Source organism: Neobacillus drentensis (genome assembly GCF_021560175.1).
GTDB classification, from domain to species: Bacteria; Bacillota; Bacilli; order Bacillales; family Cytobacillaceae; genus Neobacillus; species Neobacillus drentensis_A.
Window position 1 is genome coordinate 4915836 of sequence record NZ_CP091110.1, and the last position, 18170, is coordinate 4934005.

16 protein-coding genes and 1 riboswitch are annotated in these 18170 nt (G+C 40.4%); of the genes, 4 read left to right on the plus strand and 12 right to left on the minus strand.

Annotation, left to right across the window (positions count from 1 at the left end; all coding sequences use genetic code 11):
• Nucleotides 1–124: 124 nt before the first annotated feature.
• From cstA to L1999_RS23510, 6 genes are all read right to left on the minus strand, one after another.
• Nucleotides 125–1918: a carbon starvation CstA family protein gene (cstA, locus tag L1999_RS23485; RefSeq protein ID WP_235740753.1), complete on the minus strand. Its 1794-nt coding sequence runs from the start codon at nucleotides 1916–1918 to the stop codon at nucleotides 125–127.
• A 138-nt stretch (nucleotides 1919–2056) separates the two neighbouring features.
• Nucleotides 2057–2803, minus strand: coding sequence for a LytR/AlgR family response regulator transcription factor (locus L1999_RS23490; RefSeq protein ID WP_235740754.1), 747 nt, complete (start codon nucleotides 2801–2803; stop codon nucleotides 2057–2059).
• Complete coding sequence (locus tag L1999_RS23495; RefSeq protein WP_235744441.1) at nucleotides 2778–4556, minus strand: sensor histidine kinase; 1779 nt, start codon at nucleotides 4554–4556, stop codon at nucleotides 2778–2780. The genes L1999_RS23490 and L1999_RS23495 overlap by 26 nt, the downstream gene beginning before the upstream one ends.
• 122 nt (nucleotides 4557–4678) lie before the next feature.
• Entirely contained in the window at nucleotides 4679–5863 is a 1185-nt protein-coding gene (locus tag L1999_RS23500) for an MDR family MFS transporter (RefSeq protein ID WP_235740755.1), read from the minus strand.
• A gap of 551 nt (nucleotides 5864–6414) precedes the next feature.
• Nucleotides 6415–6594 carry a glycogen biosynthesis protein GlgD gene (locus L1999_RS23505; RefSeq protein ID WP_235740756.1) on the minus strand — a complete coding sequence of 60 codons (180 nt, stop codon included), beginning with the start codon at nucleotides 6592–6594 and terminating at the stop codon, nucleotides 6415–6417.
• A 15-nt stretch (nucleotides 6595–6609) separates the two neighbouring features.
• Nucleotides 6610–6873, minus strand: coding sequence for a YtzC family protein (locus tag L1999_RS23510; protein WP_215044233.1), 264 nt, complete (start codon nucleotides 6871–6873; stop codon nucleotides 6610–6612).
• A 188-nt stretch (nucleotides 6874–7061) separates the two neighbouring features.
• Here L1999_RS23510 and L1999_RS23515 point away from each other — a divergent pair, with 188 nt between their 5' ends.
• Together L1999_RS23515 and L1999_RS23520 are read left to right on the plus strand one after the other, a co-directional pair.
• Nucleotides 7062–8021 carry a tRNA modification radical SAM protein MnmL/YtqA gene (locus L1999_RS23515; protein ID WP_235740757.1) on the plus strand — a complete coding sequence of 320 codons (960 nt, stop codon included), beginning with the start codon at nucleotides 7062–7064 and terminating at the stop codon, nucleotides 8019–8021.
• Nucleotide 8022: 1 nt separating this feature from the next.
• Nucleotides 8023–8595 carry a tRNA 5-(aminomethyl)-2-thiouridylate-methyltransferase MnmM gene (locus L1999_RS23520; protein ID WP_235740758.1) on the plus strand — a complete coding sequence of 191 codons (573 nt, stop codon included), beginning with the start codon at nucleotides 8023–8025 and terminating at the stop codon, nucleotides 8593–8595.
• A 21-nt stretch (nucleotides 8596–8616) separates the two neighbouring features.
• Here L1999_RS23520 and L1999_RS23525 read toward each other — a convergent pair whose 3' ends face one another.
• Together L1999_RS23525 and L1999_RS23530 are read right to left on the minus strand one after the other, a co-directional pair.
• Nucleotides 8617–9699, minus strand: coding sequence for a tetraprenyl-beta-curcumene synthase family protein (locus tag L1999_RS23525; RefSeq protein ID WP_235740759.1), 1083 nt, complete (start codon nucleotides 9697–9699; stop codon nucleotides 8617–8619).
• Nucleotides 9700–9719: 20 nt separating this feature from the next.
• Nucleotides 9720–10523 (minus strand): alpha/beta hydrolase, encoded by an 804-nt coding sequence (locus L1999_RS23530; RefSeq protein WP_235740760.1) that lies wholly within the window; start codon nucleotides 10521–10523, stop codon nucleotides 9720–9722.
• A 142-nt stretch (nucleotides 10524–10665) separates the two neighbouring features.
• Here L1999_RS23530 and L1999_RS23535 point away from each other — a divergent pair, with 142 nt between their 5' ends.
• On the plus strand, nucleotides 10666–11178 hold the full coding sequence (locus L1999_RS23535; RefSeq protein ID WP_235740761.1) for a gamma carbonic anhydrase: 513 nt from the start codon (nucleotides 10666–10668) through the stop codon (nucleotides 11176–11178).
• A 198-nt stretch (nucleotides 11179–11376) separates the two neighbouring features.
• Here the strand turns inward: L1999_RS23535 and asnB are convergent, their stop codons facing one another.
• Together asnB and metK are read right to left on the minus strand one after the other, a co-directional pair.
• A complete protein-coding gene (asnB, locus tag L1999_RS23540; protein ID WP_235740762.1) occupies nucleotides 11377–13281 on the minus strand; it encodes an asparagine synthase (glutamine-hydrolyzing) in 1905 nt (634 codons plus the stop codon).
• A 231-nt stretch (nucleotides 13282–13512) separates the two neighbouring features.
• Nucleotides 13513–14712 carry a methionine adenosyltransferase gene (gene metK / locus L1999_RS23545; protein ID WP_215044246.1) on the minus strand — a complete coding sequence of 400 codons (1200 nt, stop codon included), beginning with the start codon at nucleotides 14710–14712 and terminating at the stop codon, nucleotides 13513–13515.
• A 311-nt stretch (nucleotides 14713–15023) separates the two neighbouring features.
• A riboswitch (SAM riboswitch) is annotated at nucleotides 15024–15162 on the minus strand.
• 261 nt (nucleotides 15163–15423) lie between these two features.
• Between metK and pckA the strand changes: the two genes are divergently transcribed.
• Nucleotides 15424–17010, plus strand: coding sequence for a phosphoenolpyruvate carboxykinase (ATP) (pckA, locus tag L1999_RS23550; protein ID WP_235740763.1), 1587 nt, complete (start codon nucleotides 15424–15426; stop codon nucleotides 17008–17010).
• Between the two features lie 67 nt (nucleotides 17011–17077).
• On the opposite strand, the gene L1999_RS23555 is transcribed toward pckA, so the two are convergent.
• Nucleotides 17078–17320: a DUF2584 domain-containing protein gene (locus tag L1999_RS23555; protein ID WP_235740764.1), complete on the minus strand. Its 243-nt coding sequence runs from the start codon at nucleotides 17318–17320 to the stop codon at nucleotides 17078–17080.
• Nucleotides 17321–17354: 34 nt separating this feature from the next.
• Complete coding sequence (locus L1999_RS23560) at nucleotides 17355–18149, minus strand: alpha/beta hydrolase family protein (RefSeq protein ID WP_235740765.1); 795 nt, start codon at nucleotides 18147–18149, stop codon at nucleotides 17355–17357.
• Nucleotides 18150–18170: the final 21 nt, after the last annotated feature.

Consider the following 18170-nt stretch of genomic DNA (forward strand, 5'->3'; position numbering starts at 1 on the left):
TGCAAGCAAACATTTGCCTAAATTCAGGATGGACAGGTGCGGGCCAGTTTAAACATTAAATATCTAGATATATTCTAGGGATAAATGAAAGAACAGTTGACTGAAAAAGTCAACTGTCCTAAATTTAAGCAACCCTTGAACCAAATTGAAAACGAGGGGAATTCCACATGGTGGTCCATTTCTTAATAGCTGTCACCATAATAATGATACCAAGTACTAACATGATAATCGATAGGATCCCATTCATCACACTGTATCCAGCAGCTGCCGGATTTAGGTAAACGTTTTTGACCATCCAATAGCCTGCATAGTTAACCGTGACAAACAAATAAGCGAGAGGAATTAAACAAGTTAACATGTACCAGCGTTTGTCAGCCACTTTTAGAATAACAGTTGCCCCAATAATGAGACCGATCGATGCCATTAACTGATTAGATACACCGAATAAGGCCCAAACAGAACCGATATCTCCAGAAAAGAGCAAATATCCCCATATAAAGCATGCTAATGCACTTGCAAATATGGACCCAGGAATCCAATCTGTTTTTTTCAATGGTTTATAAAACTCACCAAAGAAATCTTGTATTAAATAACGGGCTACACGTGTTCCAGAATCAATCGCTGTTAAAATAAATACCGCTTCAAACATAATGACAAACTGGAAAAAGTAGGATGATAATTTAGCAAACCAAGGGATAGCTGTGAAAACATAAGTCATACCAACAGCTAATGTTACAGCCCCGCCTGTTCTTCCTTCCAAGTCCATTCCAATTTCCTGGGCAAGCTTCGGTAATTGGTCTACATGCATACCTAATGTTTTGTAAACCTCTGGGGTGGAATTAATGGCAAAATAATCGGCTGGCTGAAGGGCTGTTGCTGCTATTAATGCCATAATCCCAACCACACACTCTACTAACATCGCTCCAAACCCAACTACCTTAATATCTGACCAGCGATCAAGCATTTTCGGTGTTGTACCTGAACCAACAAAGGCATGGAAGCCAGAAATGGCACCACAGGCAATCGTAATCGAAATAAACGGCCAGACTGGACCTGCAATGACAGGACCGCCGCCTTGTGTAAATTTCGTAAATGCAGGCATTTGAATGTTCGGATTAATAATAAATACGCCAATAATAAGGGCAATAAATACGCCAATTTTCATAAAACTACTTAAATAATCTCGCGGAGCTAGCAATAGCCATACAGGCAGTGCTGCTGCAAAAAAAGCATAGATAGGCAGAATAATGGCTAATGTTTTTGTATCTAAAGTCAGCCAGTCTCCCAAAACGGTATTCTGAATCATCGGTCCTACAAATACGCCTACCATAACAAGGATGAATCCAATTGTAGTCGTTATTTTTAAATTACCTGTTTTCTTATATAAGATGCCTACTCCCATCGCAATGGGAATTGTGATTCCTACTGAAAAAGTTCCCCATGGGTTGTTCTCAAGTGCGTGAAGTACGACCATAGAAAGCCCTGCCATGGTAATCGTAATGATGAATAGCATAGCAAGTCCTGTACAAAAACCTGCAACAGGACCTAATTCATCCTTGGCTACTTCAGATAATGATTTCCCCTTCTTCCGCATAGAAGCGTAAAGTACAACTGCGTCATGGACAGCACCACCGATTACCGCGCCAATTAACAGCCAAAGTAAACTTGGCAAATAACCAAATTGTGCAGCCAAGATTGGCCCTACAAGCGGACCAGCTGCCGCGATTGCAGCAAAATGGTGGCCAAATGTCACCCATTTATTGGTTGGGACATAGTCCTTCCCATCATTAAATTCGTGAGCTGGTGTTGGCTTAGAATCGTCTAACTTTAATACTTTTGCAGCTATGAAAGTTCCGTATAAACGGTAAGCAATCATTAATATACAAATGGAACCAATTACAACTGAAACCGCATTCATTTTCTTTTTTCCTCCCCTAAATCAATAACTTATATTAATCTTATTAAATGAAAACGATAACATTCGTTTTTCAAGATAAGTGGTTAAAATCTAGGGTTAAAAAACAGTAATTCTAAATTGAAATACAAAAAACAGCTGTTAAAAACCAAGCAGCTGTTTCAGTTCCTTTGTATAGGTTCTGCTAACGGGAACCTTTTCGCCGGATTTCATAATTAAATTGTAGGTTGAATTAAACCATGGTTCGATCTCAAGAATGGCATCAATATTGACTAGATAAGCACGATGAACACGCATAATGGAAGGAATTTGCAGTTTCCGTTCAAAGGTTACTAATGGTTCATTGACCCATAACTTTTGTTTGTCCGTGGCAACGACTGTTTTACCATCCTGCGTGCCAATATAGACAATGTCATTAATATGGAGTAACACGATTTTTTCATCAATCGAAACCGCTAATTTTTCTGACCGATCATTTTGACTAGAATGCCACCTAGATGAAAGCGGGATTTTTTGCTCTTTATTTCCAGCCAGCTTATACAGCTTATCAATGGTGAGCTGGATCCTTTTTTCATCAATTGGTTTTAACAGATAATCAACTGCATTAAGTTCAAAAGCTTTAAGAGCATATTCATCATATGCTGTAGCAAAAACAATCAATGGTGGATAATCCAACTGATTTAATTTACTGGCGATTTCGATCCCACTTTCATCGGCAAGCTGGATATCTAGAAAAATCACATCAATATCCAGGTTTTTCAAATTTTCAAATGCGGCCTCAAAGCACTCAGCTTCTCCAGCTACCTCCACCTGCTTACTTCGTTTTAGCAAATAGGAAAGTTCATCTCTCGCAAGCGGTTCATCATCGACGATAAAGGCTTTTAACACTTTCTTCCCCCCAACTTTGCCCGGTTAATGGCAATTTAATCACAACCCTTGTCCCCTTTTCTAGGATACTATCAATCTGTAATGATGCTTCAGGCCCATAAATCTCTTCAATTCTTTTCTTAATATTCCATAAGGCAGTACCTGTACCATCTGCCGAATCAACTGTTTGATTTCCAAGTACAGCAAGTTTCTCCCGTGGAATCCCTTTTCCATCATCCTCCGTGATGAGGACCATTCTCCCTTCTTCCTCGTAGGCACGAACTCGAACAGTTCCCGTTTTGTTTTTTGAAAAGGCATAACGAATCGCATTTTCTACCAGTGGCTGCAATGTAAAGGGAGGTACTAATACCTCTCTAAATGGTGGAGCTATTTCCACATTCACCTTATACCTGTCAGGGAATCTTGCTTGTTCAATGGACAAATAAGCTTCCACATGCTCGAGCTCTTTTTCAAGCGGTATCAGCATTTGACGAGCGCCTTGAAGATTACTGCGAAAGAAGACACTTAACTGAATTAGAAGTTTTCTAGCTTGGTCGGTATCCTTTCGTATTAGACTTGAAATGGTATTAATCGCGTTAAACAAAAAATGAGGATGGACCTGTGCCTGCAGTGCTTTAATTTCAGCATCTTTTAATAAGCGTCTTTGCCGCTCTAGCTCTGCCATTTCGAGCTGGCCGGAGAATAATCTCCCTAAGCCTTCAGCCAGCTCCTGTTCTACACTATCGAGTTTGCTAGAATTAGTAAAATAAAGCTTCAAGGTTCCAACAGTCTTATCATAAACCTTAAGCGGTAACACTATGGCAGCCTCTAATGGACAATTCGGGTTAAAACATTGAATTTCCTTGGCTGTTTTTGCAATAATGATTCTGCCTTGGTCTAGCACTTTTTTTGTTAATTCAGTGGCCATGGTCCCAGATGGTAGATGATGGTCGGCACCAGCCCCAGCATGCGCTACAACTTGCTGTTGATTTGTAATGGAGATGGCATCCGCACCGGTCCATTTCAATATAATGTCAGCTGCCTTTGCGCACGAGTCCATATTTAGGCCCTGCCGAAAAAATGGCAGTGTTTGATTCGCAATATATAAAGCCTTATGTGTTTGTAATGCCCGTGTTCGTTCCTGTTCTTGAAAAATATCCTGGATAATAAGTAAGAATAATAGTGTCCCAAAACCATTAATCGCAATCATAGGAAAGGCAATTAGTTTTACAAGATTTAAGGCTTCATCAAAGGGCTTTGCTAATAGGAGAATAATTCCCATTTGAAAACATTCCATCAAGATCCCCATTATAACTGCTTTCGTTGTAGAGCCGCTTTCCTGTATTTTAAAACGCTTACTTAAAAACCCTGTCACGACTCCTGCAAAAATGGTGGAAAATGCACATGCAACCGCAGTGAAACCACCGAGCGATAAGCGGTGCAATCCAGCAATCAAACCTACCCCTATTCCAATCATGGGTCCGCCAAGCAAACCGCCAATCACCACGCCCATTATTCTTGTGTTTGCAATGGCACCATTCTGATCAACATCTGTCAGCCAATCTTGTGACGTAACGACTCCATGACCTATTTCTACACCAGTATAATTACTGATAATTCCAAAGGCGCCAAAGATCGCTATGATGGTTAATTTCGCTGCCATTCCCCGTTCGTTATGGATAACCTGTCGAAACGATTTCATCCTAGATAATATAAATGCAACAATGATTAAAATACCAACTCGCTCAAGCATTAGAGGTATTAAAGCAAACATCCCATCCCCGCTTTCTTCCATTCTCAACAAAACTACTCTATAAATTTACTATATCAAAAAATAAAGAAGGAAAAACTAAAAATCAAAGAAACCCACAGTCATTTTGACTGTGGGTCATAAACTTATACCGGCTTAGCAGTAATTTTCTCTTTTAGTCTCAAACCGCGGTCATAAACGATGGTAGTTCCGACTGCGATTATGAACAACAAGATTAATACTGTAAATAAAGTGGACATATTATATTGGTCGACCAATATTCCGCCAAGCACTGGACCAATCATCCTTCCGCCTGTGGCCGTACTGTTCACGATTCCTTGATAATAACCTTCACGCCCTTTTGGGGCCAATGCAAAAGCAATGGTAGGAACTGCCGGCCAAATGAACATCTCACCGATTGTTAAAATAACCATAGCTGCTAAAAAGCCTGAAAAAGCGCTGGCCTGCCCTGCTACAATAAAGGAAATAATAAAGATTCCAATACCGATCAGGATCTGCCTCTTTACCGAAGAAGCAAGATATTTGAGAATCCCGTTTAAGAGCGGCTGCCCCAGCACGATAATCGCTCCGTTAATCGTCCATAATAAACTATATTGGGTTAGTGTGATATTCACTTCCTGTGTATAAGAAGCAATCGTTGTGGTCCATTGGCTGTAGGAAACCCAGCAGAGCAAATAGCCTGCACACAATATCATTAAAGCCTTAAAGTTCATTCTGCTAACTGCCGTTACATTTAATTCATTGTTTTCTTGAGGTGCAGCATCTGTAGAAATTCCTTTGTATCCAAAGACCGCAATCACTAAAAAGATGACATACATAACTGTATTTGCAAGAAAAATGAGTTGAAAGGAATAATCAGCAACTATCCCGCCAAGTGATGCTCCGATTGCAACGCCAACATTTTGGGCAACATAAAGAGCATTAAAGGATTTCCGGCCTCCCTCTTTCCAAACGGAACCAGCCATCGCATACATGGACGGAAAAATAATTCCTGTTCCAAAGCCCACAATCGTTAAGAAAACAACGTATTCGGGCCAGTTATGCCAGATGGATAACCCTACAAGAGCTACTAAGGAGATCATAATCCCCAGAATAATAGATTTATAGCCTCCTATTTTATCAAATAAATGACCACCATATAGGTTCCCGATTACATTTGCTCCAGAATTAAGCATTAGTACAATACCGGCAACAGATAAAGATTTACCCAAGTGATCGTGAATATAGATGGTATTTAAAGGCCATAAAAAAGAAGAGCCAATTACATTCACTGCCATTCCAATAATTAATAGCCATAAGGCACGTGGCATGAAAAACGCTCCTTTACGATAAACATTTCATTTCCAAAGATACATTGTATTCCATTCCCAAGCTGGGTGCAATCCTTTTCGTTCTCCTCTTTTTTTTATTAAATATTCTGCTAAATCGGACGCTTTTCGAAGTTCATTTTAGGGTGATTTTCCCTCCGGAGGTGAAGATAATCTAAAATTTGACAGATAGGAGATGGTCATAACCCCCGAACGCGATTGCTTCCCCTTGCTTCGACCGATAAGAACCAGTCATAACCCCCGAACGCGATTACTTCCACTTCCTTTGACCGATAAGAGCCAGTCATAACCCCCGAAGGTGATTACTTACCCTTGCTTCGACCGATAAGAACCAGTCATAACCCCTGAAGGCGATTACTTCCCCTTGCTTCGACCGATAAGAACCGGTCATAACCTCCGAACGCTATTACTTCCCATTGCTTCGACAGATAAGAGACGAACATAACCCCACCCCACCCTAACAAATTTATATATTACAGAGATAAACACAAAAAGAAAGATCTCTCCACATAGTGAGAGATCCTTTTCATTTCTTATGAAGATTGTTCGGGTTCTTGATGCATTTTGGATTTAACCGGTTGTCCGCCGGCATCCTCGTATTTCTTTTTTGCTTCTTTTATTAAGTCACGATCCTGGCCGAGTTCAAGGTCTTGATTATTGATACCATTACGGGTTTTTTGTTCGGGATTATTCTTCTTAGAACGTTTCTTCAAGAAATTCTCCTCCTCTTAACGTGTCTCAATAATCATGGAATTCTGAAGCTGCTGAATTTGAAGTCTCATTCGATGGAGCTGTTCCCGCTGCTGCGAGTTGGCACTATGGGCCATCGTACAAATATCCTGATAGGTCTGCTCAAGCTGCTGCAGCGCTGTCGTATAATCATCATTATTATAATGCTCTTGAAGGCTGCTGTGCTTATATTGCTCTTCAGCATAACGTAGTGTGTCCTCAACTTGTTGCATTAGATTATCCATTGAGTCGCGAGTAGCCATCTAAGAACCCCCCTAATTGTTTGAAGCGACGCTTCATTTCTTATTTTGTTCTCCATTCCCTATCCTATAACTCATGACAGGTGGATAATTATTACCAACCTTGCTTGCAGCAATGGCAATTGGATAAAGGGTTACTTCATGATAAAATGAAGGGTATGCAATCTTTAACTAACAAAGGAGGTTTCTGAGTGCTTCAGACAAAACCTTTTCTATATGCAACCGACGATAAACGATATCACACTTGGAATTACCACCTTAGGAATCATTTCGGCCATAAGGTGTTTAAAGTGGCCCTAGACGGTGGTTTTGACTGTCCGAACCGCGACGGTACGGTCGCTCATGGCGGCTGTACATTTTGCAGCGCAGCCGGTTCCGGGGATTTTGCCGGTAACCGGGTGGAGCCATTAGAAACACAATTTAATCAAATCAAACAAAAAATGCATACTAAGTGGAAAGACGGCAAGTATATGGCTTATTTTCAGGCCTTCACCAATACACACGCCCCTGTTGAAGTACTTAGGGAAAAATATGAAACCGTGCTGGACCAAGAGGGGGTCGTTGGAATATCCATCGCAACCCGCCCAGATTGCTTGCCGGATGATGTTGTTGACTATTTAGCTGAATTAAATCAGCGTACGTATTTATGGGTAGAGCTTGGTCTCCAGACTGTCCATGAACGAACGGCTATGCTGATTAACCGTGCCCATGATTTCCAATCTTACATTGATGGTGTCAATAAACTACGGAAACATGGAATTCGGATTTGCTCCCACATCATTAACGGACTCCCGCTTGAATCTTATGACATGATGATGGAAACAGCTCGTGAGGTAGCCAAATTAGACGTGCAAGGAATTAAAATTCATTTACTGCATTTATTAAAAGGCACCCCAATGGTTAAACAATATGAAAAGGGAATGCTTGAATTTCTCACCAAAGAGGATTATATAACTTTAGTATGTGACCAATTGGAGATTTTACCGCCGGAAATGATTGTTCATCGAATAACAGGAGACGGTCCGATTGACTTAATGGTTGGACCCATGTGGAGTGTTAATAAATGGGAAGTATTGAATTCCATTGATGCCGAATTAAAGAGAAGAAATAGCTGGCAAGGTAAGTTTTTCCAAGGGAATGTGGGGAATTGATATGAAAATGGAGCGCATTCTTCCCTTTGCGAAAAGTTTACTTAAAAAGACTGTAAAGCCCGGAGATATAGTAGTGGATGCCACTTTGGGAAATGGGCATGATACGGTATTTTTGGCAGAATTGGTTGGAGAAGATGGACAAGTTTTTGGGTTTGATGTCCAGCAAGAGGCTATTAACGCAACGAAGGAACGCTTAATCGGACAAAACCTGATCGACAGGGTCACCCTTTTTCATGAAGGCCACGAACAAATTTTTGCAAAAATCCCTAAGGATGTTCAAGGGAGAATAACCGGGGCAATATTTAATCTTGGTTATTTGCCTGGTGGTGACAAAAACATTGTAACTCATGCCGAAACAACCATTTCGGCAATCGAACAATTATTGTCATTAATGGCTCCCGAGGGAACCATCGTCCTTGTGATTTACCATGGTCATGAACAAGGTGCAGTTGAACGGGACCAGCTATTGAACTATTGTCAGGGTCTGGATCAAAAAACAGCCCATGTTCTTCAATATCAGTTTATTAACCAACAAAATTACCCGCCATTTATTATTGCAATTGAAAAAAGGTAAAACCAGGCACTAGGCCTGGTTTTATTTTGTTATCGATCGTGTTACAAATGCAGGTACTGTTTTTTGCAGGGACCGGTAAGCTAGTCCATTGTAGTAAAAGAAATAACTAATCCATCCACCTGATTTGATAATCCCTCGTGCCAATTTACGGACATTTTTCTGTTTGCGAACCTTAGCATCTGATAAATAAATTCCCAACAACCCTCGATTAATGAGTTGATGAAATCTTTTGTGAGGCAGGAACTCTGTATGACGATCAGCCTCAATCACGAAATGCTTTAAGCGTTTAAAAAGGGTCTCTTCACTAGTATAATAAGCGCAGAAATTTAAGTCTCCGCCAATCAAGTCTTCCTCTTGATCAATAAAGTAATCTAAAAGTATATGTAAGCCCTGAATATAAGGGAAGTATCCCTTGCGGATATTTACCGCATCTTCTAGTTTAAAATCTTCTCGCATCGCATATGAGACTAAACAAAAAATCCCTAATGTTGAACCAGAGCAAGCCGAGAATTCATACCATTCCATTTCAGGAAGATTGTCTTGGTAACGATTAAACCATTTTTTCAAGCGAGGTACCCGCTCTTCCTTGATCACATGTTTGTGGATCTGCAAATCACAATAATATTGGCATAATTCTAGAAGATACTCCTTGATTAAATCGTAGTTGTCTAACTCCCTTAAAACCGTACGGCATGTTTCAGATAAGTCATGTAAATATCCATTGTCATCCTGGTCATCTCGGAGCCGATAATAATTCTTCTCTTCTGCCTGCAGTACAAGGGCATCTGACATTGACTCATGGAGGGCTGCAAAATCAGCAGGATCAAGTGAGGTACTCCGATCACATAGATTATCTAAGTAATCACTGATCGTTTGATAAGCCACAATAAACTTTACTGCCTTTTGATAGTCTTCCTTGGCACTAAGAGCAAGTATGCCCCCGCCTTCACAATGAAAGGTTTTTTGGTCAATACTCGCAAGAGCCTGACTTCTTAATTCTTGGTTAGGAATATTTTCAGCCCGGCTTTTCCAATAAGCCAATTCTTGATGGACAGCAGGAATAATTTTGCGATAGACCCTAGACATAAGGGTGATTGGCATCATGGAAAAAACATCTACCTTTCTTAGACAATATAACCAATTGCTTTTAATTGGCTAAAAACAAAATCTTTCGCGTATTCAAATACCTCTTCCCGCTCCGGTTCATTAAAAATTTCATGGTAGCACTTCGGCCACTCCTTAAACCTTTTCTCCGATAACGGTACGTGGTTAAACCACTCCTTTACGGTGGCCTTATTAACAATTTTATCATCCCCGCCCTGCATGACGAGCATCGGGAGATCTTGTGTATCTGCCAAATTCTCAAATGCTTCCTTTATCGCCCCAACAAGTTCACGATACCAGCGAATCGAAACTTTTGTCACGTAAAGAGTATCATTCGAATCCGCTTCGCGGACATCTTCATTTCTTGTGGCCATCTGTACCGACAAGCCTGAATTCATCCGAAGCGATGGATAAACTACATTTATGACATGCGAGAGAGCATTTAAAAATTTAGATGGCGCTTGAACCAGTCCCAGACATGGAGAAGAAAGAATCACGCCTGCTACATTCAGTTGTTCTTCTTGCAACAAACGAATCGAAATCAATCCGCCCATACTGTGGCCTAATAGAAACACGGGAAGGTTATATCGATAGGCCGCTTGTACCCAGTCCTTTACCTCCGTAATATATTCATCAAAGGAATCGATATGGCCGCGGCGGGACCTTGTTGTCATCCCTTGCCCCGGAAGGTCGCCCATAATGATATGAAAGCCGGCTAAACGCCACATTTCAATCAGCCAGCCGTATCTGCCATGGTGCTCCATTGCACCATGCACCATTACAATTACTGCTTTTGCCTCCCCTTCAGCTTCCCATTTCCACATTTTTCGTCCCCCTAGAAAAAGATATGCTTTTTGTTCAAAGCTTTGCAAGTTTAGACTTATTTGTTATACCAGATTTAATTTTTGAAAACCACTTACTATATTCGCTAAAATATACTTATCAATTACAAAGGAGCGAGCCCAATTGATCTACCCCTTTAAAGATAAATACCCGTTAATTGCTAAAACTGCCTTTATTGCCGATTATGTCACCATCACGGGTGATGTAGAAATAGGCGAACAGTCCAGTGTCTGGTTTAATTCCGTGATACGAGGCGATGTTGCCCCAACGAGAATAGGTAATAAGGTTAATATTCAAGATAATTCTATCTTACACCAAAGTCCTAATAACCCGCTAATTTTAGAGGATGAAGTAACGATCGGTCATCAAGTCATTCTTCATAGCTGCATTGTAAGAAAAAGAGCTTTAGTTGGCATGGGATCGATTATTCTTGATCAAGCAGAGATAGGAGAAGGTGCCTTTATTGGCGCTGGCAGTCTTGTACCGCAAGGAAAAAAAATTCCCCCTAATACCTTAGCATTTGGCAGACCCGCTAAAGTTATTAGAGAATTAACGCCGGAAGACAAAAAGGATATGAAACGTATTTATACAGAATATGCCGAGAAAGGGCAGTATTATAAGTCTTTGCAATCATAAGAAATGCGGAAGCGCCTTGTTCAGCCCCGACAAGCACAAGACGAGCCGGCCGAAAGGTTGTTCTTTAACCTTTTGGACGGATTGGCTTGTGACCTCGAGGGGCTAGGCGCTGGAGTTGGACAATTTTCTATGTTAAAACTTTTATTCTCTCTTACCTATTAACAAAAGCACCCACATTTTTTTGCGGGTGCTTTCTTATTAATGCTTTACTGATTGTAACTCTTTTTGAAGGGCATAATCACGCTGAAAAGAATAGACATTTTCCACATATACTTGATGCCAAACCATAAACATAAGCACTGTCCAGATCTTCCGGCTGTTGTCCGCTTTGCCTTGGCAATGGTCTTCCAATAAGCCTAAGACATATGATTTATTGATTAGATGGTCCGTGTTGCTTTCCCGGATAATCTTTTTAGCCCATTCATTCATTTCGTTTTTCAACCAATGACGAATAGGAACAGGGAATCCTAATTTTTTACGACTTAGAACATGTTCAGGCACTACACCTTCAGCTGCTTTACGTAAAATATATTTGGTTGTACCATTAGCCGTCTTTAAGCTGGTTGGAATTTTCGAAGCTACCGCAAACACTTCTTTATCTAAGAACGGTACGCGAAGCTCAAGCGAATGAGCCATTGTTACTCGATCTGCCTTTAGCAGGATATCGCCGCGCATCCAGGTATGGATATCAATATACTGCATCCGGTCGACTGGGTCATACCCTTTGGACTCTTGATAAAGAGGTTTAGTGACATCGAGATAGTTTAAACCTTCACGGTAAACATTTAATACATCCCGTTTTTCCACTTCGGTAAACATCTTCGCATTTCCAATGTAGCGTTCTTCCATTGGTGTGACGCCGCGCTCAATAAAGCTTTTGCCTTTCATTCCTTCAGGCATCATCCCGGCAATACCTTTTAATAAAACTTTCCCGACTCTTGGTATTTTATTAAATACTTCTAGTGACTGTGGCTCCCGATAGATATTGTAACCGCCAAATAACTCATCGGCACCTTCACCTGAAAGAACAACCGTTACATGTTTACGAGCTTCCCTAGCGACAAAATAAAGAGGAACACAGGCTGGGTCGGCTAGCGGATCATCCATATGCCACATGATTTTAGGAATTTCATTCATATACTCTTCAGGTGTAATAATGTAACTGATATTTTCGACACCGAGCTTTTCAGCTGTTTCTTTAGCCACATCAATTTCACTGAAACCATTGTGTTCAAAACCAACAGAGAAAGTCTTAATAGCGGGATGAAATTCTTTTGCAATTGAAGCAATAATCGATGAATCAATTCCGCCTGAAAGGAACGAACCTACCGGAACGTCACTGCGCATATGCTTTTCAACTGAATCAAATAATACATCGCGAATTTCCTTAATAAAATCAGCTTCTGATTTCTGAACAGGCTGAAATTGAGCCTTCCAATACTTTTTCATTTCCATTGGAGCGCCAATTTTTTTTGTGAAGTAATGTCCTGGCTCTAACTTTTTAATTCCTTCAGATAACGTATCAGGTTCAGGAACGAATTGATAGGTCAAGTAATGCTGCAAGGCATCATAGTTGAGGACATCATTCTCTAAAGCCAGCAAAATGCTTTTTTTCTCAGATGCAAAAAAGGTTCTTTCCCCATCTTCCATATAAAAGAAAGGTTTAATTCCGAATGGGTCACGCGCACCATAAAGGGTTTGTTCCTGCTTATCCCAGATAACGAATGCGAACATTCCGCGCAGTTTTTCAACCGCTTTTTCTTTTAAGTGGCTATAAAGAGCAATGATTACTTCTGTATCCGAACTTGTGGCAAAAGACAGTCCTTCTGTCAATAACTCTTCACGAAGTTCAACATAGTTATAAATTTCACCATTAAAAATAATCCAATAACGCTCGTTTTCATATGTTAGCGGCTGATGACCACTTTCGATATCAATAATACTCAAACGGCGGAAGCCAAACTGGATATGGTCATCGTAATAAAAACCATCATCATCCGGTCCGCGATGGGTTATTAAATCGTTCATATTTTTAAATAGCTGTTTTTGTTCTTCACTATAGTTTTGTGTTTTGTCGTGTACACAACCGATAAAACCACACATTATGTACCTCACCTACTCCAATTTCATATTAAACGTCTTCTAAAAAACATCTCTCTAATACTACCACTTTTTTTTCAAAATGACACTGTGAACTTATGGGTAAATATCATAACATCATTTTTCACTTCTTTAGACCTAGCTAAACATGTTATTCGAATAACATCACATTAACCATACATTAGACGAAAAGTAAAAAAGGGAGTTACATATATCATGCAACACCCTTCTAATTTATAGATTTGCCTGCTGGCGTAACGCTTCTGCTTTGTCTGTGCGCTCCCACGGAAGATCAACATCCGTACGTCCAAAGTGGCCGTAAGCTGCTGTTTTCTTGTAGATTGGTCGGCGAAGGTCAAGCATTTTTATGATACCAGCTGGACGAAGATCAAAGTTTTGTTCTACTAAGTCAACTAATTGCTCTTCATTGATTTGGCCTGTGCCAAATGTATCAATTGAGATGGAAACCGGTCTTGCGACGCCAATTGCATAGGCAAGCTGAACTTCAACCTTATCTGCTAGTCCTGCCGCCACAATATTTTTGGCCACATAGCGCGCAGCATAAGCAGCTGAACGGTCAACCTTTGTAGGATCCTTACCGGAGAATGCCCCGCCGCCATGACGAGCATAGCCACCATAGGTATCAACGATGATTTTACGGCCTGTTAAGCCTGCATCGCCCTGCGGCCCGCCGATCACGAAACGGCCTGTTGGGTTAATAAAATATTTTGTGTTCTCATCAATGAGTTCCTTAGGAACAACAGGATTGATGACATATTCTTTCACGTTTCGCTGGATTTGTTCTAATGTTATTTCTGGGTGGTGCTGTGTAGAAATGACAATCGTATCAATTCGAACTGGTTTATCATTCTCATCATATTCCACTGTGACTTGTGTTTTTCCATCGGGACGCAGGTATGGAAGAATATCCTCTTTCCGTACCTCCGTTAAACGGCGTGCAAGTTTATGTGCAAGTGAAATCGGAAGCGGCATAAGCTCTTTTGTCTCATTACAAGCAAAACCAAACATTAAACCTTGGTCTCCTGCACCGATCGCTTCTATTTGTTCATCTGACATTTGACCTTCACGAGCTTCAAGGGCTTGGTCAACACCCATCGCAATATCAGGAGATTGTTCATCAATAGAAGTTAAGACCGCACAAGTCTCCGAGTCAAAACCATATTTTGCACGATTATAACCGATACCTTTAATCGTTTCACGGACGATCTTTGGAATATCTACATAAGTTGATGTGGTGATTTCTCCTGCTACTAATACTAATCCTGTCGTTACCGAAGTTTCAGCGGCAACACGAGCATTAGCATCCTTAGCTAGTATTGCATCTAAAATGGAATCAGAAATTTGGTCACAAATCTTGTCAGGATGACCTTCAGTTACTGATTCAGAAGTAAACAAACGACGTTTTGTTGACATCTGAATTCCTCCTTATTATGGAATAAAGTGAGGTTAGCTGTTTGGGTTTTATGTATACCTGCCGTTTAACCTCGATTGATACGGAACTCATTCCCTTAGTAGTATGAAATAAACATGGGATTATTATTATAGAAATGTAAAAGTGCCTTGGTGCTTGTACCCATACAAAATTTCTATGTTTAGTATACTCCCCTTGAAGTTTATACGATGGAATAAAAAGTACAATTATGTAACATAGCACGTAAATACAACAAAAAACCTTTCCATCATTATGAGGAAAGGTTAATAGCAAAAGTTTTGCGTGCCTTTCACTCTTATCGTTCAAGGTCAAGCCTTGCTTCAGGTTTAGCACCTTTGCCCGAAATACCAAACTCTATTGGAGTCCGCTTTTTTCGTTTGCAGGTTGCTGGGTTTCATAGGGCCTGTCCCTCCACCAGCTCGGGATAAGAGAGTATCCGTTCAAGGGTAAATCATAACCTACTCCTTCAAACAATGTCAAACAATTTATATCAAGTTTTTCCTAAAAGAGTAAATTGTAACTTTACAAAAATGAATAGTTCCTTTTAATTGAAGCATTAAATCCTTGCTGTTGTTTCTCTATACAAATTAAATTCTTAAATATTCACATAATTTTACTCATTAGTATAGACTATTAAAATAAATGTGTTATACTATTGAACAAATAATCCTAGTAAAGGAAGGTTTCAGTAAATGAATTCTGTTCATATTCCAACTGAATTAAATCAATTGTTACATGAAGGTCATGTCCAGGTACAGCTATCCGTCCCACAATTAGTTGAAAAGGTTTTAGGAAGAAAAGAAGGTACTCTAACCTCTACTGGCGCTGTCAGTGTTTCCACCGGCAAATATACCGGAAGATCACCACAGGACAAATACATTGTGATGGAAGAGTCTACCAAGAACAAAATAGCGTGGGGCTCAACAAATCAGCCTATTTCTGAGGAAGCTTTTACGAATCTTTACCATAAAGTGCTTGATTACTTAAGACTGCAAAATGAGATTTTTGTGTTTAAAGGTTTTGCCGGAGCGGACAAAAAGTCCCGGCTGCCGATTCAAGTCATTAATGAATACGCCTGGCATAATCTATTTGTACAGCAATTATTTATTCGCCCAACAGAAGAAGAGCTGCTGACACACAATGCAGGATTCACAGTCATTTCTGCTCCGAATTTTAAAGCGGACCCAGTGATCGATGGAACAAATTCTGAAACCTTTATTATCATTTCGTTTGAACGAAGAATTGTACTAATCGGCGGCACGGAATATGCTGGCGAAATGAAAAAGTCCATTTTCTCCGTCATGAACTATTTACTGCCTGAAAATAATATTTTCTCAATGCATTGTTCAGCTAACGTTGGCAATGAGGGGGATGTGGCTCTATTCTTTGGATTATCTGGAACAGGCAAGACTACTCTTTCAGCGGATCCAAATCGCCGGCTAATTGGGGATGATGAACACGGCTGGTCATCTAACGGGGTTTTTAATATTGAAGGCGGCTGTTATGCAAAGTGCATTAATCTTTCTCGTGAAAAAGAACCGCAAATATTTGATGCGATTCGGTTTGGGACGGTTTTGGAAAACGTGGTCCTCAATAAGGAGTCAAGAATTCCAGATTATGATGATAACACCCTGACAGAAAACACGAGGGCTGCCTATCCAATGGAGGCAATTGACAATATCATTCAGCCAAGTATTGCTGGTCACCCTAATACGATTGTCTTTTTAACGGCCGATGCCTTTGGAGTATTGCCGCCAATCGCAAAATTAACGAAGGAACAAGCCATGTATCACTTTTTAAGTGGTTATACGTCTAAGCTTGCTGGTACGGAACGCGGAGTTACATCTCCGGAAGCGACCTTCTCGACATGCTTTGGAGCACCATTCCTTCCACTTCCAGCGACACGCTATGCGGAAATGCTTGGCGAAAAAATTCTAGAGCATAACGTAAATGTCTTTTTAGTGAATACCGGCTGGACTGGCGGAGAATATGGAGTTGGGAATAGAATGAAGCTATCCTACACCCGGGCAATGATTCAAGCAGCTCTAGAGGGAGAATTAAACCATGTAGAGACCGTAAAAGATAACATATTCGGGCTAAATATACCAGTTCATATTGCAGGGGTTCCAGATAAGGTGCTTCAGCCGAATAAAACATGGGCAGATCCACAGGCCTATGAGAAAAAAGCAAAGGAACTAGCCGCGAAATTCCGGGAAAACTTCAAAAAGTTTAGCCATGTTCCGGCAGAAATTGAGAAAAATGGTGGACCATTACAATAGTCTTATCACAATAAGGAAGCCCATATCTACTCCGATATGGGCTTTCCTGCACTTATTTTTAATAAGGTTAATTTGTAGAATTTAAGGATACTAATTGATAGGTTACGGTTGTGGTATTTCTTTGCCATTCCACTTTTTTAATTAGCCCCGTTCCACTTGAATCACAGTCGATTGTTTTTTTGACTTCAATTGGAATTTCAATAGGGTAAAGTCTATATCCTTCTTTCACTAATTCAAAAAGGTTCTCCTCGAGCCTATGCTCCCTGCCCTTTGTTACAATCATTGTATTCATTTCAAGAGGCATACCCATACATATCCGCTCCTCCATTTATATTACCTTTATTTTAACATCTTTTAGCTTGATTTTTCATCCACTTTGATAAATCATGGACTACTTTTCTGTTTACTGCCGGAGGAAAGTAGTGAGTGAACTCATCAAAGTACCAGCAGTCTACTTGCTTATCTAGTGATTTCAGCCTTCTCTCCAGCCGGTGAGCGTGCTCAACTGACACATTTTGATCCTGAACACCATGAATAATCAGGATTGGGGCTTCTATATTTTCAAGCTCATATAGTGCTGTTCTTTCTTTATACCGTTCCGGATACTTTTCAGGAGTACCTCCAATAACTCTTTTCATCATCCTCCGTAAATCTTTTCGTTCCTTATACGTAAGCGTCATATCACTCACACCTCCCCAGGTAACGATAGAGGCTGCTTCTGGAAATTGAATACCTGTCCATAATGCCATAACACCCCCGCGTGAAAAGCCAAAGATATGAATATCCTGAACCCTTGGAAGTGATTTTAATACCTGATAGGCAGCATAGGCATCCTCTCTGTCTTCTCCTGCAAAATCCTCATTTCCTTCTCCCCCTTGATTGCCGCGGTAAAAAGGAGCAAAAACGATAAACCCTTCTGAGGCAAACTGAGCGATCCTCGCGGGTCTGACTTTTCCAACATTTTTAATCCCTCCCCTTAGATAAAGAAAACCGTCCAGGTTTCCTTCCAGTATAGGTATAGCAAGCATCCCCTTCACTTTTAAACCATTTGAGAGATACGTAATCATTTTTAATTCAACTTTGGGATTTGGAGAGGGAAAACGAATCACTTCTAAAATCCTGCCATTATTTTTGTCCATCTGTCGTCCATCCTTATATAT